The sequence below is a fragment of the Candidatus Vicinibacter proximus genome (genome assembly GCA_016713905.1).
Classification (GTDB): Bacteria; Bacteroidota; Bacteroidia; order Chitinophagales; family Saprospiraceae; genus Vicinibacter; species Vicinibacter proximus.
In genome coordinates this window covers 1578369-1601054 of record JADJOE010000001.1, presented here as the reverse complement: position 1 = coordinate 1601054, position 22686 = coordinate 1578369, and the positions used below count along the sequence as shown (strand labels likewise).

General features: G+C 36.4%; 20 protein-coding genes. 4 read left to right on the top strand and 16 right to left on the bottom strand.

Annotated features, from left to right (window positions below):
* Positions 1-302: 302 nt before the first annotated feature.
* The 8 genes from IPJ83_06245 to IPJ83_06210 form a co-directional block, all read right to left on the bottom strand.
* Entirely contained in the window at positions 303-752 is a 450-nt protein-coding gene (locus tag IPJ83_06245; protein MBK7880146.1) for a hypothetical protein, read from the bottom strand.
* A 10-nt stretch (positions 753-762) separates the two neighbouring features.
* Entirely contained in the window at positions 763-1209 is a 447-nt protein-coding gene (locus IPJ83_06240; protein MBK7880145.1) for a thioredoxin family protein, read from the bottom strand.
* Positions 1209-1727 (bottom strand): polyisoprenoid-binding protein, encoded by a 519-nt coding sequence (locus tag IPJ83_06235; protein ID MBK7880144.1) that lies wholly within the window; start codon positions 1725-1727, stop codon positions 1209-1211. Before IPJ83_06235 ends, IPJ83_06240 begins: the two co-directional genes overlap by 1 nt.
* Positions 1728-1910: 183 nt before the next feature.
* Positions 1911-2123, bottom strand: a complete 213-nt coding sequence (locus tag IPJ83_06230) for a hypothetical protein (GenBank protein MBK7880143.1) — start codon at positions 2121-2123, stop codon at positions 1911-1913.
* Positions 2124-2127: 4 nt separating this feature from the next.
* On the bottom strand, positions 2128-2721 hold the full coding sequence (gene merTP / locus IPJ83_06225; protein ID MBK7880142.1) for a mercuric transport protein MerTP: 594 nt from the start codon (positions 2719-2721) through the stop codon (positions 2128-2130).
* Between the two features lie 38 nt (positions 2722-2759).
* Positions 2760-3314, bottom strand: coding sequence for a sigma-70 family RNA polymerase sigma factor (locus tag IPJ83_06220; GenBank protein MBK7880141.1), 555 nt, complete (start codon positions 3312-3314; stop codon positions 2760-2762).
* A 137-nt stretch (positions 3315-3451) separates the two neighbouring features.
* Entirely contained in the window at positions 3452-4549 is a 1098-nt protein-coding gene (locus IPJ83_06215; protein ID MBK7880140.1) for a site-specific integrase, read from the bottom strand.
* A 196-nt stretch (positions 4550-4745) separates the two neighbouring features.
* The gene (locus tag IPJ83_06210) at positions 4746-5237 is read right to left on the bottom strand and encodes a UpxY family transcription antiterminator (GenBank protein ID MBK7880139.1); all 492 of its coding nucleotides are present in this window, start codon (positions 5235-5237) and stop codon (positions 4746-4748) included.
* A gap of 254 nt (positions 5238-5491) precedes the next feature.
* On the opposite strand from IPJ83_06210, the gene IPJ83_06205 reads away from it, so the two are divergent.
* Together IPJ83_06205 and IPJ83_06200 are read left to right on the top strand one after the other, a co-directional pair.
* Positions 5492-6565, top strand: coding sequence for an IS110 family transposase (locus IPJ83_06205; GenBank protein ID MBK7880138.1), 1074 nt, complete (start codon positions 5492-5494; stop codon positions 6563-6565).
* 2007 nt (positions 6566-8572) lie between these two features.
* Positions 8573-9004 (top strand): Rrf2 family transcriptional regulator, encoded by a 432-nt coding sequence (locus IPJ83_06200; protein ID MBK7880137.1) that lies wholly within the window; start codon positions 8573-8575, stop codon positions 9002-9004.
* Positions 9005-9085: 81 nt separating this feature from the next.
* Here IPJ83_06200 and IPJ83_06195 read toward each other — a convergent pair whose 3' ends face one another.
* Complete coding sequence (locus tag IPJ83_06195) at positions 9086-11467, bottom strand: cbb3-type cytochrome c oxidase subunit I (GenBank protein MBK7880136.1); 2382 nt, start codon at positions 11465-11467, stop codon at positions 9086-9088.
* Positions 11468-12306: 839 nt separating this feature from the next.
* Between IPJ83_06195 and IPJ83_06190 the strand changes: the two genes are divergently transcribed.
* Positions 12307-15147, top strand: a complete 2841-nt coding sequence (locus IPJ83_06190; GenBank protein ID MBK7880135.1) for a leucine--tRNA ligase — start codon at positions 12307-12309, stop codon at positions 15145-15147.
* Between the two features lie 109 nt (positions 15148-15256).
* On the opposite strand, the gene IPJ83_06185 is transcribed toward IPJ83_06190, so the two are convergent.
* Positions 15257-17623 (bottom strand): TonB-dependent receptor, encoded by a 2367-nt coding sequence (locus IPJ83_06185; GenBank protein MBK7880134.1) that lies wholly within the window; start codon positions 17621-17623, stop codon positions 15257-15259.
* Between the two features lie 16 nt (positions 17624-17639).
* Between IPJ83_06185 and IPJ83_06180 the strand changes: the two genes are divergently transcribed.
* Complete coding sequence (locus tag IPJ83_06180; protein MBK7880133.1) at positions 17640-18410, top strand: hypothetical protein; 771 nt, start codon at positions 17640-17642, stop codon at positions 18408-18410.
* A 70-nt stretch (positions 18411-18480) separates the two neighbouring features.
* On the opposite strand, the gene IPJ83_06175 is transcribed toward IPJ83_06180, so the two are convergent.
* From IPJ83_06175 to IPJ83_06150, 6 genes are all read right to left on the bottom strand, one after another.
* Positions 18481-18825: a single-stranded DNA-binding protein gene (locus tag IPJ83_06175; protein ID MBK7880132.1), complete on the bottom strand. Its 345-nt coding sequence runs from the start codon at positions 18823-18825 to the stop codon at positions 18481-18483.
* Positions 18826-18870: 45 nt separating this feature from the next.
* Positions 18871-19221 (bottom strand): single-stranded DNA-binding protein, encoded by a 351-nt coding sequence (locus IPJ83_06170; protein ID MBK7880131.1) that lies wholly within the window; start codon positions 19219-19221, stop codon positions 18871-18873.
* Between the two features lie 503 nt (positions 19222-19724).
* Positions 19725-20285 (bottom strand): hypothetical protein, encoded by a 561-nt coding sequence (locus IPJ83_06165; protein ID MBK7880130.1) that lies wholly within the window; start codon positions 20283-20285, stop codon positions 19725-19727.
* On the bottom strand, positions 20282-20935 hold the full coding sequence (locus IPJ83_06160) for a hypothetical protein (protein MBK7880129.1): 654 nt from the start codon (positions 20933-20935) through the stop codon (positions 20282-20284). The genes IPJ83_06165 and IPJ83_06160 overlap by 4 nt, the downstream gene beginning before the upstream one ends.
* Before the next feature lie 11 nt (positions 20936-20946).
* Positions 20947-21720 carry a hypothetical protein gene (locus IPJ83_06155; GenBank protein MBK7880128.1) on the bottom strand — a complete coding sequence of 258 codons (774 nt, stop codon included), beginning with the start codon at positions 21718-21720 and terminating at the stop codon, positions 20947-20949.
* 589 nt (positions 21721-22309) lie between these two features.
* A complete protein-coding gene (locus IPJ83_06150; protein ID MBK7880127.1) occupies positions 22310-22654 on the bottom strand; it encodes a single-stranded DNA-binding protein in 345 nt (114 codons plus the stop codon).
* Between the last annotated feature and the right edge of the window lie 32 nt (positions 22655-22686).

The window sequence follows — 22686 nt, the reverse complement described above, 5'->3', positions numbered from 1 at the left end:
TTTTTAGTCATGTCCGTTTTCGTCAAACACGGTTGCCGGTAACGTTTTTCGGCTTGGCGATGTGGCGGATTTTTAGCACAAAAGTTCAATAGAATTCCTAATGTTGAACCTTGCACAAATGTTTGATAGAAGCACTTCAGCCGCCATATTGCCAAACCGATGTTGTAGGCAGTTTTTATTTGTTCGTCAGCCAAAAGTAGATTGCAAGACCAAGCATTAAAATAGTCTTAATGTTGCACCAAGTCAGTTTAAATTTTGGTGTTACTCGTTTGCAGGTTTCTGTTTTGCAGTCCATAATTTTATTATTTTGTTGCACAGGATTTGTCGGCACAATATGCGTTTCCGACTGTTTTTGAAACAGCCATTCCAAAAATAATGTGTCCCATTAAACTTCCTATCATTGTCAGCATCATAGAACCTTCCATTTTTGGCATTGGCATCATTGCTCCCATAATACCCATCATTATTTGAGCAACTACAAAAGCAATTATTCCAAAAACTGCACCTTTAAGATAGACATTGCTGATTTTCCATTTGAAAATACATAAGTAAGTGTAAACAAATGCAAACATTATTCCTATCATAAAGTGCATTATCCAACCTACAAAAACTGGCATTCCTAACATACCTGAAAGCATTTCTGGTGGCGACATTTTTGGCATTCCCATCATCGGGGTAACCATCATCACTACGGTCATTATGGCTGTGCCAATAATTCCCGCTAAAATTGATTTTTGAATTTTATCGTTCATAATTTTGAGTTTAGTTTTTAGTAAATTTTTGTCCTAATTCTATGAGTTGGTTTGGCTTATGAAAACCACCTGTTTGTCCTACCACTTTTCCGTTTCCGTCTATGAAAAGCAATGATGGAAAACTGCGTAAACCATATTTTTGCATTAACATTGCTCCATCTCCTTTTTCTCCGTCAAAGGCAACATTTACAAAATTTTGATTGTAAAATGTTCCAACTTCTGAACTTGAAAAAGTATTCTTTTTCAGTTGTTTACAAGGTCCGCACCAAGTGGCGTAAATGTCCAAGAAAATTAATTTATTTTCTTTTTTTGCAATTTGCAAGGCTTCTTCCCAAGTTCCGTTATGAAACTGAATACCTTCTTTTGTGTCGGCTTTGAAATCCACTTTTGGATTTGTAAAGGCATAAACAGCCACCAATACAATGGCTGAAAATGCTATGAATAGTATGTTTTTCATTATTTCATTCTGTTTAATTCCATATGAATGTTAATGTCCACTTCATCGCCTACAACCATTGTAGCAGCCCAGTCGCCTGTTCCTACACCATAATCATTTCTATTGATTTTAAGGTTTGTTGTTAGTCCTAAAATAACTGTTCCTTTCATCATTGGGTGTTCCATTTCGCCTGTAACTTTAAAAGGCAAAACAATGTCTTTGGTTTTGTCTTTGATTGTGAGTTTACCATAAACCAAATATTCTTTTTCTGATTTCTTTTCAATTTTGGTTGATTTAAATGTCATATTTGGAAATGCTTTTGCGTTGAAAAAGTCTGCTGATTGCAAATGCTTGTCTCTTTTGCCATCGTTTGTATTTACACTTTTTACAGCAATAGTAAAGTCTGCTTTACTTCCTTTTAAATTGGCTGGGTCAAAGTTGAAGTTGCCGTCAAAAGTTGAGAACTTGCCTGTTACGGCTGAAAAGAAGTGATTGACCGAGAAATTGACAGAAGTATGCGACTTGTCTAATTTCCACATTGTAGCGTTTTGTGCGTTTGCTGTGAACGCAACCATTACAGTTAATAAAACTGCAAATCCGAATTTTTTGATTGTTGAAACCATTGTATATAAATTTTTAAATTATAGTTGCCATTATTGACGAACTATACCTTTATACCAATGATTTGAATTAATCACCCGTGAAATGAAAAAAGTTTTAAATTATTTTTTACAACAGACGTTTTTTTCTTGAATGGAAGGACAAGCAACACTTCCAAAACTACAATAAACACAGCAGTCGCCTGCATTTGGGCGTAAAACTTCTTTACAATTTTCGCATTGATAAAAAAACTGACAAGCATCAGTTGGCATTTCTTCTTCTTTTTTATGCCCACATTTTGGACAAGTGAGGATTGATTTTAATACAATTTCCATTTTTTTATTTTTTGTTTGTTACAGAATATCCTGTTGAGTTTATTGCCTTTTCAATTTCAGGAATATTAGTTTTTGAGTTATCAAATTCTACGATTGCGTTTCCGTTTTCGTAAGAAGATTTTGAACTTATTATTCCTGTTAATTTATTTACTTCGTGATTTACGTGTTCGCCACAACTTGCACAAGTCATTCCGCTAATTGTAAATTCTACTTTTTGAATATTAGATTTGTCCACCACTATGATTTGCTTTTCTGTCTTTGGGTAGAAAACGCTTGAATAGTAGGGAAAGGCAAGCATTACGATTGCAAATACTGTTACTATTCCTAAAAACATTTTTGACTGAATGAATTTTGGTTTTTCTTCTGTTTCACAATTGCAGTCAATTTGCTTTTTAGGTTTCAACTTTTGATACCACGCAAAACCAAGAACCAAAATTGTCAAACCAATAAAATATGGTCGGAAAGGTTCAAACCAAGAAAAAGTTAAGGCAAGTCCACTTGTTCCTGCAATAACAGCTAAAACAGGTGTAATACAACAAAGCGAAGCCGAAATTGCTGTTAAAATACCTGCACCAATTAATTTTTTATTTATTTCCATAAAGCGTTTTGCTTTTTAATACCAAAAAAGTTAGTAAATCACCTAGGCTTGTTATCTTTTTCATCTTCTTCTTTCACTTTTCGGATTTGTTCAATGCATTTATGTTTCTGATTTTGAGCATTATGCTTGGTTGAATAGCCATATTCTTGTTGGATTTGCTCAATGGCTTTTTCTTTAAAAAATATGTCGTGGATAAGTCCTTTGCAATGGTCAGTTATTTTGTGCATATAGTTTTGCAACTTATCCCAATAGTTTTTCTCTTGTTCTATAGCAAGATTTATTTCTTCGTAAAATTTGTTGTCGTGAATGTCTGTAAATTCTGTTTCTCGGTAAGCAGTTCTTAATCTTTTGAGCCAAAGATTTTTGGAAATTGCCATAATATAGGTTTTGATAGAAGCAGTAAGTTGAAAATCGTCTTGGCGAAGTTTTTCTAAAAGCACCAACATCGTGTCTTGAAAAATATCTTCAGCATCGTCTGTCCGTCCGTTGTTGTTTGTTATAAAACGGTTTACCATTCCGAAATACTCTTTGTAAAGTTGTCCGAAAGCGTTGTTATTTTCTCCTTTTAGGTCGTCTATTATTTCTGTTGTCATTTAGTCATTTTACTGTCTGTTTGTTATTGGTACGCTGTCTCGGTAAAATTGCCTACAACTTCTTATATGTACACCAAAAGTAAACAAAGTCAACTGTTTTTGTAAGCTATGTACACTTTTAGTATGGTATATTTTTTTTACAAATCGTCAAATGGACTTCGAATGCCTTGTATTTTTTTCTGGCTGACATGGGTATAGATCTCTGTGGTTCTGCTACTTTTATGACCTAGCAATTCTTGTATATAACGAAGGTCTGTTCCACTTTCTAGAAGATGTGTCGCGTAGCTGTGCCTAAGCCAGTGGAGACTTACTGCCTTTTGATTTCCGGTTTCCATAAGAGCATTCTTTAGTACCTTGGCAAGACTGGTCTCGCTGTATTTTCCTCCATTTTGTCCTTCAAAAAGGTAATGCTGTGGCCTATAGGATTTTATATATTCCTCCAGCTGACCCTGCAATTTCTGGCTTAATGGTACCACCCTGTCTTTATTTCCTTTGGATTGCCGAATAAGCAACAACTTACGTTCGAACATTATATCCGTTAATCTAAGTTCCAGTAACTCACTCCGTCTTAATCCACATGCGTAAATGAGACTCAGCATTACTCTGTGTTTAAGGTTTTTTAAACTGTCGAGAATCTGCCTGACTTCTTCTTTGCTGAGTACGTTAGGTAATTTAAAGGAACGTCTGGGACGATGTATTTCCTCCAGATCTATTAACTTGTTTTCTTCCACCCGAAAAAACAATTTTAATGCGTTGACTACTTGATTCTGATAGGAAGAAGAATAAGCCTTGTAAAGAATGTAATCGTTATTAAACCTTATGATGTCCTCCAGGACGATCTCATTGATAGGTTTTCCTTTCATGAATTTTAGAAAAACACCTATTGCGTCGAGATAAGTCTTCTGAGTATTTTTACTGTACCTTTTGCTCTTAAGCCATGCCGAAAATCTTTCCAAAGGAAGGTCATACGCATGTCGAAACCTCTGTTGCTCCTTAACTTGATTTAATTTTCTTCTAAGTTCACTTTCGTCCAGCCTGGCGTTTTTTCCAAAACTATTTCTGAGTTCCATAAGCAAGCCTTTTCTGGGAGGAACTTTCCATACACGATGATCAGGATCCCATCGTACACCTTGGATTTTCTTAACTGCTGCAATCAAAATTGGATCATACGGAACACGGATGGTGAGCAGCTCCACTCCCTCTTGCTCCGCTAAGTCTAATAAAATGGTTTCCATTTGGTAGGTGTTTTATAGTGTTCTTAAAAATATTCATTCGTACTATTTTGCTCAATAAGATATTTGCAGTGCTTACTAATTCCTGTTTCGCCCTAATATTCCATCCATTAGAAGCTAACTTTATTTTACGGCTTCGCCGTCCTCACTCACATATCCGCAAGCAAGGCATGGAAGTTGATTCTTATATTGCGTTCGTTCAGTTCAACTGTAATTGATCAGTAGGTATTTCTACCAAAAAAAACATGGATAGATTTTCGAGTTTTAACTGAACGAATTTTTTGCCGATGAGATCCACCAGTGTTCCGGTATTCCCGGCCAATAAACCGGCTTTTATTTTGACCTGCTTTCCTTTTAACCCTCGGATGGCCTGCAAGGAATTCTGAATAATCATGGACCCTCCCTTCCGGATCATATCAAGCTCTTCTTCCCTTATAATGGCATCCTGGTTTTCATGGCGCACATAATGCAATACACCTTTGGCCTGAAAAACGGCCTGCCGGTTCTTGTCTTCATTGCACACAAATAAATAAGAAGGAAATGCAGGCACAGTCAATTTCTTCATCCGATCCGACCATTGGCGCATGACTTGGACCTTGGGTAAATAGTGTTCTATCCCCAGTCGGGCAAGTTGCTGCTCTACTTTAAATTCATATCTGCCTTGAATATATAGGACCTTCCAGCTTGGCATCCGTCTAGGGTTAGTTGCCGTGCTAAATTAGAAATAATTTAGAATAGGTCAGGTAAATTTTAAGGGAATAAGGGAGAAATTAGAGAATTAGAAAATTTGAAAATTAGCTAATGGATGACTGAACGATCTCTGCGACAGCAGAGTATCGTGCGACAGCACGATAAGTGAGTATCCATGTAATTGAAAAAAGGTTTAGCTTTAGTTAAGTGGTCCAAAGGCCACAATTTAAATTAAATAACTAAAAACTAAACCTTATGACAAAAGTATTACAAAAGGCTGGATTTGTAGGAGAAACCATTTACGTTGGCATAGATGTCCATTTGAAGAGTTGGAATGTTTCACTTTATTATGGGAGCCAATACCTGCGAAGTTTTCATCAATCACCTCATCCAGATATTTTAGTTTCATTTTTACAGCGTGAATTTCCTGGAGCAAATTTCAGTTGTGCCTATGAAGCTGGTTTTAGCGGTTATTGGATAAAGAGAGCATTTGATAGACAAGGTGTAAGCTGCATTGTTGTTAATCCAGCAGACATACCCCAGACCGACAAAGGAAATAAATCAAAAACAGATAGAAACGATTCTAAACGTATTGGATCTTCACTTCAAGCAGGAATGTTGTGTCCGATCTACATCCCATCGCAAGAGACAGAAGCTGATCGTCAACTAGTTCGGACCAATGAAAAATTAACACGAGACCTGACCAGATCAAAAAATAGAATCAAAGGAATGCTATATCAAGTAGGTATAGAGATTCCCGAACGGTTTGGAAGCGGAAATTGGAGCAATATATTCATAAACTGGTTAAAAGACCTACCTATCTCATTTGGAACATTACGAACTGCTTTAAACCATCAAATAAAAATGATGGAAAATATAAGGGTAGAAAAAAACCTGGTACTTAAAGATATTCGCAAACTAGCAGTTAGTGAAAAGTATGCCCCCATTGCTTCTAGATTAAAAACGGTACCTGGTGTGGGCACAATAACTGCCATTACTTTAATAACGGAAATAGAAGACATGAATCGCTTCAAGAGTTTCGAAAAACTAAATGCATTCGTTGGTTTTTATCCCTCGGAGTTTTCCAGTGGGGAACATATTCGTACAGGACATATAATAAGTAGACATCATAAGCGATTGCGTAGCTTAATCCTAGAAGCCGCCTGGATAGGAATAAGACGTGATCCTGCTATGACCCAATATTATAATAATACAAAACTAAAAGTAGGAGGTAAAAGAGCTATCATTAAAGTTTCACGAAAACTATTAAATCGTATAAGGTCAATTTGGTTAAATAAAATAGATTATGAAATCGGAATATTGAAATAAATAAAATTATACTCTTTTCTTACTATATAAATTAAAAACGAGCAAAAGTTGAATAGACCACTTCCGCGTTCCTTGTATCCAAAATACTATAAGTGAGTGTGTGGCTATCAATTATACTTTGCTATATTGATAAATACTTGTGGCAACTAAAAATTGACCACCGATAGGAGGATATATAAGTAAAGAAAAGTTGTATATTTGAAAGAGCAAAAAATCTTGCGAAGGTAGGGTGGTTAATTCCACTCTGCTTTCAAAAGAAATTGGTTTAAGGGCCTCATGACTTAGTTCGGCAGAAATTCAATTCATAGGAAGGAACCGCGAAAGCGGCTAGTAGGGGAATTAGAGATGACTGAACGATTTCCGCAAAGCGGAATGAAGCATGACAGTGCTTCACGTGAAGGAACCCTGCCTGACTGCGTCGGCAGGCAGGCGCGAAAGCGGCTAACGAGAAAATTAGAGAATTTGAAAATTTGAAAATTAGTTGATGGATTGACTGAATGATCTCTGCAACAGTGCAATATGTGAGGGACTTGTCCGACCACTGGCGGAAGAACGAAAGCTGAAATTTTTTGACTTGGAATAGAAATTCTAATGCATAAAATGGGTTACATCCGTTTTGGCGTTAAAAAATGAAAACAGCCTTGATTTTTTTTGGTTCTTTTTTGTATTAAGACAAAAAAGAACAATGCCAATAGGACCGCAAAACTGGCTTCACCCCATTTTTTTTTAACCTGACCCAAAATAGATTCTAATACCTCATCACATAGTTTTCGAAGGAGACATTCAGATCGGCCTTTTTCATTTTAGCTAAAACGGATTTACAAAGCGTTAAAAACAAAATACTGTTTGAGCTCGCTTGCGGATAAGCTAATGAATTTATAAGATTAAGGCCTGTCGCTATGAATGCTGCTCAAGGCGAGTTTATTTTGTTTAGCTTTTTAGATCAGTTTTAGCGTTAAAAAATGAAAACAGCCTTGATTTTTTTTTGGTTCTTTTTGTATTAAGACAAAAAGAACAATGCCAATAAGACCGCAAAACTGGCTTCACCCCATTTTTTTTTAACCTGACCCAAAATAGATTTTAATACCTCATCATTTAATTATTGAATGAGAAATTCAGATTGGTCTTTTTCATTTTAACTAAAATGGATTTACAAAGCGTTAAAAACAAAATACTGTTTGAGCTCGCTTGCGGATAAGCTAATGAATTTATAAGATTAAGGCCTGTCGCTATGAATGCTGCTCAAGGCGAGTTTATTTTGTTTAGCTTTTTAGATCAGTTTTAGCGTTAAAAAATGAAAACAGCCTTGATTTTTTTTGGTTCTTTTTTGTATTAAGACAAAAAAGAACAATGCCAATAAGACCGCAAAACTGGCTTCACCCCATTTTTTTTAACCTGACCCAAAATAGATTTTAATACCTCATCACATAGTTTTCGAAGGAGACATTCAGATCGGCCTTTTTCATTTTAGCTAAAACGGATTTACAAAGCGTTAAAAACAAAATACTGTTTGAGCTCGCTTGCGGATAAGCTAATGAATTTATAAGATTAAGGCCTGTCGCTATGAATGCTGCTCAAGGCGAGTTTATTTTGTTTAGCTTTTTAGATCAGTTTTAGCGTTAAAAAATGAAAACAGCCTTGATTTTTTTTGGTTCTTTTTTGTATTAAGACAAAAAAGAACAATGCCAATAAGACCGCAAAACTGGCTTCACCCCATTTTTTTTAACCTGACCCAAAATAGATTTTAATACCTCATCATTTAATTATTGAATGAGAAATTCAGATTGGTCTTTTTCATTTTAACTAAAATGGATTTAAAAAACGTTAAGAAATGAAATTACCCCTCCTACTACTCAAGATCAAACACCAGGGCAATATATTATGTATTTTCAGTTATTTTACCTTGAAATAAAAATTCTATTAATAAAATTGGATTAAATAAGTCATACTGAAAATTTAATAATAAACAATGTCGATATTTGCCTCGGATCATAATAAAATAGACTAATGTTTTCAAAAGCCTGTGAATATGCCATTCGTTCTTCCATATACATTGCATCGCAATCTATACTGGGACATCGTGTAAATCTGCAAGAGGTTGCTAAAAAAATTGAATCGCCGGAGGCCTTTACTTCCAAAATTTTGCAAAAATTAGTTAAGTATAAAATCATTAAATCTGTAAAGGGTCCCGGCGGAGGTTTCGAAGTAGAGATAAATCAGATGGCTAAAATAAAACTGATCCGGATTGTTCAGGCTATCGATGGTGATGTACTCAACCGATGCAGTCTTGGATTAGACGAATGTTCTGATCATCAACCCTGCCCTTTTCACCACAAGTATAAGCCAATAAAAAACAGGCTACTGGATGTATTCGGAAAAACCAGTCTTCATGATCTGATTAAAGGGTTAAAGAATGGTGAAACCTATCTAAAACTATAAGAAAAAGTGCCACCTGCCTAAGCAGATGACACTATTAAGACGTTTCTATTTCAAAAAACTTATTCCTGCATCTTATAAAAATTAAAATACCATTTCTTCTTCCGAAACGACTTCATGTTTATTTATGGATACTGGTTGAGGATCCATTTCCTCAATGGATCTGGCCTTAGACTTTAATGATTTTACCCGGGAAACTATGAACCATGTCAAAGGAATGACACCACCGGCAAAAAAAACAGTTGCCCCAATTCCACGCAACCAGGTTAAAGAATTGAAAACTCCATAATCTACAAATTCTGAAGACCGTCCAAACCACAATCCTCTTTCTACAACTGCTTTAAACTGTATAGATCCTGCCGGAAATAAATCCAATACAACCATTAACATCAGTCCAACATTGATTGACCAGAAAGAGAACGTAACTACTTTTGTGTTCCAATTTTTATCCTTGATCAACAACCTCGAAGCAAAAAGCAGCGCTGCAATAGAAATATTTCCATAAACGCCCATTAATGCGGCATGGGCGTGATTAACGGTCAGATATGTTCCATGCTCGAAATAATTCATGATGGGCAAATTGATGATAATGCCCAAAACTCCGGCACCAAAAAAATTCCAAAAGTTGACCGCAATTAAAAATAAGAACACTTCAGGAAATCCAAAATTGCCTAACTGTTTATGTTCTACATCACCAACAGCAAATTTTGGCATGTTCTTAAAGCGCCATGCCTCTACGGTCAGTAATATCAGTGGCACAAATTGTAAAGTAGAGAACACACTACCCAATGCCATGGTCGCAACAGGTTTAGCATTCCAATAAAAATTATGGGAGATGCCAAGTAGCCCAGTACCTAAAAATAATACAGTTGCAAAATAAACAACTCGGATGGCCGCCTGTCTGCTTACTAAACCCATCAATACCATCAGATAGGAAACGATAACCGTAATGAAAACTTCAAAAAAAGCCTCCACCCACATATGAATCACCATCCATCGCCAAAAATCGGCAATCACGAAATTAGTCTCCGGTTTCGCAACAAATCCGGACAGAAACAACAATGGAATGCCAATAACAGAATACAAAATCCAGTTTGGTAGATTCCATGCCTGTCCTTTAATAAGCGCAGGCTTAATGCCACGATATACAACAGTGCCCCATAAAATAAATATTCCCATCAGCAATACCTGGTAAACTTTCCCAAAGTCTACAAACTCCCATCCCTGATGACCTAACCAATACCACCACTTACCCATTAATCCCAAGGGACCCATTACCATGCCGGTTAACGAACCTCCAACAAGAAGAAACAACAAAACAAATAAGGTATTTACCAAAACCAATTGACCTTTTACTTCCTTTTTAGAAAGTATCGGCAATATAAAAATGGAGGAGGCAATCCAACAGGTAGAAATCCAATATAGGGAAAGCATTAAATGCCAACTTCTGGATATGGTTACAGGGACATCATCAGAAATATTTATGCCTATGTAACTTAACCAGTTGATAAAATCATTAATCGTGATGAGCCCGCTGGAAACCTGCAGAAAAAATAGCAGTATGGCTACAAAGAAAAATTTAAAACTCGCCCTTTGTGTTGGAGTTGGAGAAAATCTGGCGACTCGCTCCATTGAAAATAAATCTTTTGTGGATGGTTTAAAAAATTTATTAGGTAACTGATTGTATTGTCCTATGAAATAAAGCACTATTCCGCACATTAATACAAAAGCCAATAATCCTAACACACTCCAAAGTATTACAGGAGAAGTAGGGGTGTTCCCTGACCCCGGATCATAGGGCCAATTGTGTGTGTAACTATAAGTGGTTCCTGGGCGTTCCGTAACACATACCCAGGCGCCCCAAAAAAAGAAAGAACTTAAATCCTTTAGTTCTTTATCGTCTGTAATATAATTTGAAGGCGGAAAACCTTTCTCCGTTTTTCCTCCCTTGTAAATACCCAAATAATAATTTTGCAATTGTGCATGAGCGTAATTCTGTGCCGGGGTAAGCGCAACCATATCACGTACTTTATCATATCGATTCTCCTTTAGTTCCTGCTTGATGCGCTCTTCGATTTGCTTCACCATAAATTCATCAGGAGCACTTCCCTTTTCAGCAGTAAATTCTTTAGCATAAAAGTCTGCCATAAAAACCGACATTTTGTGGAGTGCCTCTGCCGTAAAATCCGGACCTCGCTGTGCTCCATCACCAAAAAAACTTCCATACTCCATTAGTGCATACTTGTGAAACACCTCTTGTCCATGCTCAAGAGTTTTCTTATCTATCACAACATTCCCCTTATCGTCAGTAAAACCAGACATTGGCGGAGCATCAATATAGGTCTGATACCCAATCATACCAACACCCAATATGCTGATGATTAAAATAAAAGTTAAAGGTCCCCACCAGTTTTTTGTATTCATTATATAACTGATGCTCTTCGAAGAAGTATTTTGATTTTCCATATCAACTAATTAAATTTTATAATCAATAAACTTTGATCCATAACCATATCTGCTCGAATGGAACATGCAGACCCATCCAAGTAAAATGAAAATTAAAAGCCTCACTTTAACTTTTAAACGCTCCTCCGAAAAGTTCATTTCGGCATACCAAACACCTCCCGATGTAATAAATAATTACACCCTCAAATAATCTGATATTTTCTATTTATATACTTAGACTAACTATTAATTGTATTTCGGACAAATATATCCGTTATTATGTTGAAGTCCAAATATTTTATGTTTTTTTTTCAAAATTTTAATTACTTTTTAATTAATGTCGGATCCCAGAATAATTATCGAATATTTATCAGCTCCCTAATTATTCAATAAATCACCCAATATATTTTGATGTGAATTCACGAAAAGAAAAATTAATATTAGAACAAAAAAGGCTTTAAAATGGCATTCAAACCAACCTTAAGTTGTCAAGATGAATATTCAATTGTATCAATTTAATGAAATTATCCATAAATTTTCTCAACATCATAAGATAAACCAAGATTAGAAAACTTGCACTTTCTAATAAACCAGCTTGGTCAAATATTTAATTTTACACTTAACCTGACGTAATTCATTTTTAACATGTTAAGATTCCAGATGGTAACTTTTGAATAAAAATATTTTAAATCTTTGCCAGCAATAATGGTAGAGAAACCCGAACCTAAATTGTGTTTTCCTTATGCATATCATCCTTACCCCCTTCATATCCGCTAGAATACTCGCTAATTGCCAAATATAAATTAAGTAATCCATGATTTCTTACTCAATTTCCATATTTTTGCTTTAAAATCAGGCAAATGGACTACAATCATAGGGAAATAGAAAAAAAATGGAAACAATACTGGCAGAACAATCAAGTTTACAAAGTAGAAGATAATTTTTCAAAACCTAAGTATTACGTACTGGATATGTTTCCCTATCCTTCAGGGGCCGGTCTACATGTTGGCCATCCATTGGGATATATTGCCTCCGATATTGTAGCAAGACATAAAAAGATGAGTGGTTACAATGTATTACATCCAATGGGATTTGATGCATTTGGTTTGCCCGCCGAGCAATATGCCATTCAGACAGGAGTGCATCCTTCTAAATCCACCATGGATAACATCCAAAGATATCGCGACCAACTTTCAAATATAGGTCTGAACTACGACTGGAGCCGTGAGGTCATAACCTGTGATCCTACCTACTATCGTTGGACGCAATGGATATTCTTAAAGCTATTTAATCATTACTTCAACATAACCCTTAAAAGTGCAAGACCGATTGACGAATTAATTAGTCATTTCGAAACCAACGGATCTGTTGACGCGCAGGCATTTGGATTAGAAGATATAAATTTTACTGCAGATGAATGGCATACCATGTCATCGATTAAAAAATCCAATATCCTGATGAACTATCGTCTGGCATATAGAAAAGAAAGTTTTGTAAATTGGTGTGAAGGCTTGGGTACCGTACTAGCCAATGACGAAATAAAAGACGGTGTTTCAGAAAGAGGTGGATTTCCTGTAGAGAAAAAACCAATGATGCAATGGGCATTACGTATCTCTGCTTACGCCGAAAGATTGTTGAATGATCTGGACAATCTGGAATGGTCTGAAGCCTTAAAAACCATGCAAAAAAATTGGATTGGAAGATCTACCGGAGCTCAGATAAATTTTAGAATAAAAGACAGCAATCAAAGTTTAGAGATTTTCACCACCAGACCCGACACAATTTTTGGAGTGAGTTTTATGGTTATTGCTCCTGAACATGAGATGGTAAATGAACTTACCACCGACCCCCATAAACAAGTGGTAGGAGAATACCTGGAGTATGTCAATAAAAGAACAGATCGAGAAAGACTTGCAGACACAAAAACCGTAACCGGGGTTTTCACCGGATCCTATGCCATCCATCCGATTTCAGGAGAGAATATACCTATCTGGATATCCGAATATGTTCTCATAGAATACGGCACGGGAGCAATAATGGCAGTACCGGGTCATGATTTAAGAGACCAGGCATTTGCATTGAAATTTAACCTTCCTATAGTCACTGTAGTGGATCAGTCTTCTTTTCCAAATGCCGGACTGGAAGAAAAAAATGGGTATATGATAAATTCAGGTATACTCAATGGCCTATCCGTAAAAGATGCCATCCACAAAATCATCGGTGAAATAGTAAGTCGCCAAATAGGCAAAGAAAAGGTGCAATACAGAATGCGCGATGCAAACTTCAGCCGTCAAAGGTATTGGGGGGAGCCATTCCCAGTCTTCTATGACCATGAAGGGGTATGCCATCCAATGGAAGAATCAGAATTACCTCTCACACTTCCCCAAATTGACCAAATCAGCGCGAGTTCCGGTGGCAAATCACCTTTAGCCGCTGCAGGCGAATGGGTCAATTTTGAAGAAGGCAAAACAAGAGAAACGGATACCATGCCCGGTTACGCCGGCTCGAGCTGGTATTTCCTCAGATACATGGACGCTAAGAATAACACTGAATTTGCCTCTAAAGAAAACATGGCCTACTGGAAAGATGTAGATCTTTATATTGGAGGAACTGAGCATGCAGTAGGCCATCTGATGTATGCGCGTTTTTGGCATAAATTTTTGAACGATCTTGGATATGTACCCACTACTGAACCCTTTAAAAAATTAGTTAATCAGGGTATGATACAAGGAATGATTGAAAGCATTTGCCTGGTCAAGGAAAGTCAACCGCCACACTTTATTTCAAACGACATATCTCAAAAGTATTCTTCTGATGCAATTGCTCACATTCCGGTACATAAAGATTTTGTAATTAACTACGGAACAAGTGAGGCACATTTAAATTTGGATGGCATACAAAAGTTTTTGGAATGGAGATCCGATCATTCCAGTGCAATTTTTGAAAATGAAAATTCAGTGGGAGACATTAATGCTTTACCAAAAGACTTTAAAATAAAAACGAAAACGGAAGTTGGTAAAATGTCCAAACGATACCACAATGTGGTAAACCCGGATGATGTAGTGGAAGAGTATGGGGCAGATTGTTTTAGAATGTATGAAATGTTTCTGGGTCCGATTGAAGATTCTAAACCATGGGATACAAAAGGAATCAGTGGAGTTGCAGGCTTTCTTAAAAAATATTACCAGTTATTTTATGGGGATAAAAACCAGTTCAAACTTTCAGACGAAACTCCAACTTCCGAGGAATTGAAAATACTGCATACTTGCATCCGGAAAGTAAATAACGACGTTCAGGTGCTTTCATTCAATACTTCTGTTAGTGCTTTTATGATTTGTGTGAATGAATTACGAAAATTAAATTGCAATAAAAAAGATATTCTATTGCCGCTAAATAATCTTCTTGCGCCATTCGCACCTTTCATAACAGAAGAAATTTATTTTGCCTCCGGTGGCCATGGTTCTGTTCACCAACAGGATATGCCCGTACATAATGAAGCTTTTCTTACTTCGGATGAAATAAACTACCCGGTGAGTATAAATGGTAAAAAACGATGTGAATGGCCTGTAAGTAAATCGAAACCAGAATCAGAACTCATGCAGGAAGTTCTATTGCTGGATGAAATAAAAAAGTGGGTCGAAGGTCAGTCAATCAAAAAAATCATAATTGTACCTGGCAGAATGATAAATATAGTTTTATAATTTGGAATAACATTCTTCAAAAATATTTGCGGTAATCTCAAAAAATTAAAACAACTTTTGCATCAGATCTTTTGACCGGGAGAATTTTGTAATTTGGTTTTTGTCCAACTTAACCATTAATTCTCCAGGCCATTCTTGCACTGAGGTTCCTTGGTGCTTCCATCAATCCGGGCCTGAAGGTATAAGATTCATTGAAGGCATTGTTCAGATTAAGCTGGAGTTCATATTTTTCAAATTGATAACCTATTCTGAAATCATATATCCGGTAACCATAATTATGCTTTTTTCTAAATTCTTTTACGCCCGGAATAAATACATCCACTTCAAACAACCAATCCACTGCCGCCACATGACTTGCATAGTTGAAATTTAGTCCTGCAAAAAATTTCTTAAACTGGTATTCAACATCCCATCTAAATAAATGCTTGGAGCGGTACTTCAGCACATTTTCGGTGGATGTAGAACTTGCAGCATTTCGTTGGGCTTGAGTTGCCTTATCCAATGCATTTATGGCAACGTCCTTGCCGGTGATATCCCATTCTCTAAACTTTGGATCAATATAGGTATACCCTCCTGCAATTTGAATTTTTTGATCTCCAAAATCAATGACGCCTTGGGTGCCAATTTCAAATCCTTTAATACGGGTGTCCCCAACATTTTGGGATTGAAATAAAAATCTGAAATCTTTAAACAATAATGAAAATTCCATCATGTTCTGATACCTGGAAAGAAATCCGGACAAGTCTACCATACCTTTGAATCTACCAATGATTAAACCTTGTTTGACTCCAATCTCATAAGAATCTCCATACTCTGATTTTAGATCAGGATTTGGTGTGACCATGACACCTCCGGCGTTTGTAGTGATGTATTTCTCTGCTATCGTAGGGAAGCGAAATCCTTGCCCCCAACTGGCTCTTAAATAAGTGGCAGCCATAAGTCTGTAATTGGCACCCAAACGAAATACAGGACGTTGATCTACGGATGGATTTTTAATTATTTTTCCGGAAATTGAGTTAGGCCCTGTCAGGCTAAAATACTCATATCTTACACCTGCACTGAGATTTAGTCTTTCGAATAATTTTTGCTCAAATTGTACATAGGATGCCAGATTAAAACTATTAAAAACAGTATCGGAATAAAGCTTTGCATTGATGTACGATGAACTCCCCACAATTCCTGCATTAAAACTCATACCAAGCGATTCAAAAGTTTTTTGAATCTGATACTCGGCATACAAATTCTCACTTTTATTGGATTGGTTATTGTCCACATTATTGTCCACGTGCAACCACCTGGTCATGAGCTTGTGTTTATAATTTTTTGCTGTAAAATATTGAATTGAAGGATCCAGAGAAAATCTCAACTTTTTAGAATTGCTGTATGAGGTAGTGTCTCCGGAATAGGATCCTTCAGCATTCCAGTAAAAAAAACTGGAACTACTTCCGGTATTCACATTAAGTCCCATAGTAGCTATTAATCTTTCACTAAAATGCTGTGTCACGATTCCATTAATACGGAAATTCTGACTGTTATTACCCTCATTGAATCCTGTTTTATTGCCATAATACCCTCCAAGGACCAGATCAGTAGATTGGAATTTTTGCCGGTGCACAAAAGTGCTGATAAATTCACCTGGCTGTATGTTGTTACCTTTTCCCCACCATTGATTTCCGGGTTTTGGTGTCAGAAATAATCTTGGGATTATACTGATCCTTGTGAATGGTTCCGTGGAAGGCTTGATGTTACGGAAATGAATGATGCCGTTCATGGCAGCAGAACCATATAATGCGGATGCCGCTCCCTTTACTATCTCAATTTGTCCAACATTCTCCAATGGTAAATCATCCCAATTGGGAAATCCGGCATCGGGTTGTAGAATAGGAAGGTCATCCATTATTAACATCACTCGGCTTCCTGCACCATAGCTATAACCGGACCCTCCTCTAATGTTAGCTTGCCCATCTAAAATTTGAACGCCTGGTACTCGATCTAAAACTTGCTGAACAGAAGTCGAGGTTAAACGCTCAGGGTATTCAGGCTTGATCAGCTCCATGGATATTGGCGATTCACTGATGGGTCTTTCAAATCTGGAGGAACTGATAACCGCAGTTTGCAACAACACATTTTCTTCTTCCATCAAAATATCTAATGGCCCACGTTCAACATCTGCCTGTACCAATTTAATCTCTAAATTCTTATAACCCAGATAGCTAAAATTCAATTGTTTAGTGCCACTTTGGTCCATGGTAATTTGAAAATAACCATTTTCATCGGTAACACTGCCGGACGTTCCAGCCCTTACAATTACGCCCTGAAGTGGGTGCTTGGTCCTACCGTCCTTTACCTTCCCTTCTATCTTCTCCTGTGCTTGCAATATGGACGAGGTCTCAAAAAAATGAAAGACAAGGCCCAAAATTGTAAAAATCCTAAAGATTTCCCTTCGACTAATATTGAATATCTGTAACTTGCCCATCAAATTAAATTGGATTATGAAACAATTATACTGCTTTTTTATACTTTTCCTTGCTTTGCAAAACGGATTTTCTCAGGCATGTCTGCCTGACAGCACCGTAAAAGATTCTGCTGTAGGTGTTTACCCTAAACCTATTTCGCCCACAAACCCTAATGGTGGAATCAATAAACCCGCCTGCATCAACAAACCCTTCGAATTTAACCTGACAGTCAAAATCTCTGACACGGTTACCATTCCGGGTGTGCCTATACCTGTAAACCTGAATTTTGCTAAAATTCCGACTAAAGATGCAATCTCCGGTTTACCAAAAGGAATCGGTTATGAGTGTAATCCACCGGACTGTATTTTTCCGAAAAACTCCATTGGATGTTTAATCTTAAAGGGTACACCAACTTCTGATAATACACCCGGCATTTACCGCCCGGTGATCAAGATTACCTTGTCTACCCTATTCGGCAATTTCGATTTGGAATATCCCGGCCAATTTTTTCCCGGTGAATATCTCCTGACTTTATTGGATGAGAAATGTAATGTATCTACCAGAAATCCACTTGAATTTAAAAATCTTTGGTATCCTGCCATATCCTCTGGAATGATATTAAATCCAATGCATCAATCCGGAAAAATTGAATTATTAAATTCTTTTGGCCAAAAAGTTTGGGATACCAAATCCTTTTCTGGTCAGCAATTTGATTTTCCAACTAATATTCCCGATGGCATGTATTTAATTTGTTGGACAGAGCAGGGAATTCATTTTGCTCAAAAAATATTGCTCCAAAGAGGATAGACTACCCAGTAATTTAATACTGAGTAGCCTTTTCCAATGTCTGATTCTATTTTCCTCTTAAGTAAATGGATCAGTCTTCTTTTGGCTTATTGATCTTGTAAATTTCATTCACCACAATTTCTGTGACATACTTTGTTTGTCCTGATTTGTCTTCGTAAGATCGTGACGAAAGTTTTCCCTGGATCATGACTTCATTTCCTTTTGCCAGGTAATTGCTCAGGTATTCTGCTTTTTTGTCCCAGGCAATGAGATTTAACCATTGGGTGTTGTTGGTCTTCTCCCCTTTTGCGGTAGTGTAAAATTCATTTACTGCAATGGACACTCTTGCTAACTTCTTCCCTTTGTCAAGATTTGTAAGTTCCGGATCTTTTCCTAAATGTCCAACCAATTGAACTGAATTGCGTAGTGTATTCATAATATAAAATTTAAACGTGAAACAAAATTTTGATGGATAATTAATTTATGCGACTTGTTCTTTTTTCATTTTCATAAAATCAGAAACCAGAATTTCAGTAATCGTTTTTGGAATACCATTTTTATCCTCATACGATCGGGTAACCAACTTACCCTTAACAAGAACAGCTGTTCCTTTCTCTAAAATCTTACTCATGTTCTCGGCCAAAGGGCCCCAGGCTACAAGTTTGTGCCAGTGCGTGTTGGTGATGTGTTCACCATTGTTGGAGGTATAGGTCTCATGGGTAGCTAAAGTTGCTTTGGCTACAAACCTTCCTTTTTCAAGGGTGATCAGTTCTGGAGTTTTTCCAAGGTGTCCAATCAATTGGACTGAATTGCGTAGTGTGTTCATAAAAATAATTTAAACGTGAAACAAATTGTTAATAAAAAAAATTGACAGGACAAAGGTGAGATGCTTACAAATCCTAACTCGTAATTCTAACGGGTATATCCGAATGTATCCGTAAATAAACGTATAATAACGGCTAGAGGCCCTGTTTGCAAGGGCTTTCAAAACTTATGCAATATGAATTTAAGCCAGTACAATTTCAAGAAATAATGAATTTCTCACCTTGGATAAAACTCTTAGAAAATTGAATCCAATGACAGGGCCAATATATGTTTGGCTTTGAACTTACTTAATGACAAAGCTAAAACCAACAGATATGAAAAAAATACAATTTTCATATTATTAAAGCCCATAACACAAATCGCACTTTGTCATGACTATTCAATGATATATAGAAGAGAAAATTCAATTAAAGAATCGATCCAAATATTATTACCCCTTTGGCGCAAGTTTCCAACATGCACCCTTTCAGTCTCAAATAGTAAAACACAAACTTTGTTTCAAGCCTATACCTACTTCTTATCAGGGTTCAGGAATATTCGGACTCCAAGAAAAGGCTGAGAATAACTATACTTGTAAGGTATCTTATTCAACGGAAAGTGGTTGATCAGTCCAGTCCATAAATAGAAGGCTTTTGTCAATCGAAAGTCTGCACTCAAGCCCAACACGCGGCTCGTGACCGGACGCTTCGTCGGTAAATAGATATCTGCGAAACTCAGATTCCCCTGACTGATGCCAAGTCGAGGATACAAAGCCGCATACTTGCTGAAAATCAGCTTATATTCTAACCATACACCCAATGCCACAAAAGGATTGGGTATTTCTGGTCCGGACATGATCATATAGGACATGTCCATCCCAACATAGGTTCTGCGGTAGAATTCCCTTCGGCCTGAAAGATTGATATAGTGTTCATATAAACTTACCGGTCGCAAATCTTTAGTATAATTATCACTGGTGGGTACAAAACTGTAAAATGAAGCAATGTCCCACTGTGCAAATAATTTAGATCCATGGAAAATCCATGCAATAAAAATATAAGAAAACAAAATTACTTTTCTAATTACCATCATATCCTGAAGTTAAATTTGATCTGGGGAATATTCCGGAAGGGATAAGATTTGATAGATGGATAATACTCCATCTGATACAACATGATCAACTCAAAGAATCTGCTGGGTCGGAAGCCAATACCAGTACCTAAAGACCAATAGGGAAACCACTTGTTTGAAGATCGCACACTGCTATATTCATATCCTGATCGCAAATTAGTTAAACCGAACGAAATTACTGATTCAGGAATAATTCCATAATTAATTCTTCTGCCCCAAAAAGTGATCTTTTTCAAATCTGATGATTGAATCCACTTGTAATTATATTGAATACTTAATCCAGTCCCATTGTAATCTGAATATTCGTGAAATGGAAAATTATCAGACAATCTCCTGAAAAAATAATCATAACAAAAATGAAAATGGTGGTTTCCAACTAATCTAATACCCAATTGCAACCTAATGATTCCTTCATTAAATGAATAATGATTACTGTCAAGATGGGATACTTTCGTATCATTTTGACTTACTGCCCTTGGCGTTATTCCGAATTCCAGAATTGCCCTTTTTATTAGTTTATCCTGAATAATTTGTTCAGATGACTGATCTTGACCATGCACAAATGTCAAATTTGTGATAATCACCAATTGACAAATTAGAACTTTAATCAATTTTAAATTCGCTAAATACCTCCGTTTATCCAACTGCAAGCTTTATTGTTGAGTAATTGATAAGGGCCACAAAATTGAATGGTCCCTGCACCCCAAGCCCAAAATGTGGCCAATTTTTTTCGGTAAAAAGGTTTATCAAAAACAATATCAAATCCATAAAGACCAATAGGTATAAAACTTGAAACTTTATTACACCAACCAATAAACCATAAATTTGGATTACCGGGCATTTGAAGCAACCACGAGCTGTTGGGATCCTCACTTGCACAACCTTGATAGGTTCTTGTAAAATGATTGTGGATCACAGAATATGCAGTTCTTGCTGTAATTCTACCTGAATTAAAAGAATAAAGCTCTCTTGCATTTTCTTCCAAATCAAACCACCAGGAAGGAATTGTATCGGCATTTGCACTGATCACACTATCCATATTGAGTGAATCTGCAAGAAACGATAGTCTATTGGCTATTAAATCCTGATTTCTTAATGGAAGTTCAATTGAATCCCCAAAAGCCCAATAACCGGAATCAGAACTGAATCTGTGAATTCTATCGATGAAAATATTAGAGCTATCGGTCGGTATTCTGGCTAGTATCAAATATTTAAATTCCTCAGATGTGTCTATACCAAAACTATCGGTCAACTCCATATCTTCATAATATTCAAATAATATGGTTTGATTACTTTCTTCTAATGACATTAACGTTTCTCCTTGCCCTTGATGGGCTTCTTTGGAACAGCTAAGAATAATTATACTTACGAACATACAAAACAAATGTAATTTCATAAACTTAAATTTTAAATCAAATACTATACCTCCTACCTTGTACATCAGGATGTGTTCGGTGGCAGTTGCTCAAATTTCTTAAGCAGACATTTAATTATTCACCCACTGATTTGGTGTTCAGGCCTGGATCAACTATTCAGTAAAATAAATTTAAAACTATTACAGAAAAAAAAAAAATACATCCACTTGCAAATAGAATGTCAATGTTGTGTTAATCAAAGAATCGCAATATTTCTTCTGACTTAATTAGATGAGCAATGCAATGTTTCAACAAGAAATCCCCTTCAATTTAAAAATCTTTGGTATCCTGCCATTTCATCCGGCATCCTGTTAAATCCAATGCATCAATCCGGAAAAATTTAATTATTAAATTCTTTTGGCCAAAAAGTTTGGGATACCAAATCCTTTTCTGGTCAGCAATTTGATTTTCCAACTAATATTCCCGATGGCATGTATTTAATTTGTTGGACAGAGCAGGGAATTCATTTTGCTCAAAAAATATTGCTCCAAAGAGGATAGACTACCCAGTAATTTAATACTGAGTAGCCTTTTCCAATGTCTGATTCTATTTTCCTCTTAAGTAAATGGATCAGTCTTCTTTTGGCTTATTGATCTTGTAAATTTCATTCACCACAATTTCTGTGACATACTTTGTTTGTCCTGATTTGTCTTCGTAAGATCGTGACGAAAGTTTTCCCTGGATCATGACTTCATTTCCTTTTGCCAGGTAATTGCTCAGGTATTCTGCTTTTTTGTCCCAGGCAATGAGATTTAACCATTGGGTGTTGTTGGTCTTCTCCCCTTTTGCGGTAGTGTAAAATTCATTTACTGCAATAGACACTCTTGCTAACTTCTTCCCTTTGTCAAGATTTGTAAGTTCCGGATCTTTTCCTAAATGTCCAACCAATTGAACTGAATTGCGTAGTGTATTCATAATATAAAATTTAAACGTGAAACAAAATTTTG

Excerpts from the sequence above, each read along its gene's own strand:
- IPJ83_06245 (MBK7880146.1), bottom strand. The coding sequence starts at position 752 with ATGAACGATAAAATTCAAAAATCAATTTTAGCGGGAATTATTGGCACA.
- IPJ83_06240 (MBK7880145.1), bottom strand. The coding sequence starts at position 1,209 with ATGAAAAACATACTATTCATAGCATTTTCAGCCATTGTATTGGTGGCT.
- IPJ83_06235 (MBK7880144.1), bottom strand. The coding sequence starts at position 1,727 with ATGTGGAAATTAGACAAGTCGCATACTTCTGTCAATTTCTCGGTCAAT.
- IPJ83_06230 (MBK7880143.1), bottom strand. The coding sequence starts at position 2,123 with ATGGAAATTGTATTAAAATCAATCCTCACTTGTCCAAAATGTGGGCAT.
- merTP (MBK7880142.1), bottom strand. The coding sequence starts at position 2,721 with ATGGAAATAAATAAAAAATTAATTGGTGCAGGTATTTTAACAGCAATT.
- IPJ83_06220 (MBK7880141.1), bottom strand. The coding sequence starts at position 3,314 with ATGACAACAGAAATAATAGACGACCTAAAAGGAGAAAATAACAACGCT.
- IPJ83_06215 (MBK7880140.1), bottom strand. The coding sequence starts at position 4,549 with ATGGAAACCATTTTATTAGACTTAGCGGAGCAAGAGGGAGTGGAGCTG.
- IPJ83_06210 (MBK7880139.1), bottom strand. The coding sequence starts at position 5,237 with ATGCCAAGCTGGAAGGTCCTATATATTCAAGGCAGATATGAATTTAAA.
- IPJ83_06205 (MBK7880138.1), top strand. The coding sequence starts at position 5,492 with ATGACAAAAGTATTACAAAAGGCTGGATTTGTAGGAGAAACCATTTAC.
- IPJ83_06200 (MBK7880137.1), top strand. The coding sequence starts at position 8,573 with ATGTTTTCAAAAGCCTGTGAATATGCCATTCGTTCTTCCATATACATT.
- IPJ83_06195 (MBK7880136.1), bottom strand. The coding sequence starts at position 11,467 with ATGGAAAATCAAAATACTTCTTCGAAGAGCATCAGTTATATAATGAAT.
- IPJ83_06190 (MBK7880135.1), top strand. The coding sequence starts at position 12,307 with ATGGACTACAATCATAGGGAAATAGAAAAAAAATGGAAACAATACTGG.
- IPJ83_06185 (MBK7880134.1), bottom strand. The coding sequence starts at position 17,623 with ATGGGCAAGTTACAGATATTCAATATTAGTCGAAGGGAAATCTTTAGG.
- IPJ83_06180 (MBK7880133.1), top strand. The coding sequence starts at position 17,640 with ATGAAACAATTATACTGCTTTTTTATACTTTTCCTTGCTTTGCAAAAC.
- IPJ83_06175 (MBK7880132.1), bottom strand. The coding sequence starts at position 18,825 with ATGAATACACTACGCAATTCAGTTCAATTGGTTGGACATTTAGGAAAA.
- IPJ83_06165 (MBK7880130.1), bottom strand. The coding sequence starts at position 20,285 with ATGATGGTAATTAGAAAAGTAATTTTGTTTTCTTATATTTTTATTGCA.
- IPJ83_06155 (MBK7880128.1), bottom strand. The coding sequence starts at position 21,720 with ATGAAATTACATTTGTTTTGTATGTTCGTAAGTATAATTATTCTTAGC.
- IPJ83_06150 (MBK7880127.1), bottom strand. The coding sequence starts at position 22,654 with ATGAATACACTACGCAATTCAGTTCAATTGGTTGGACATTTAGGAAAA.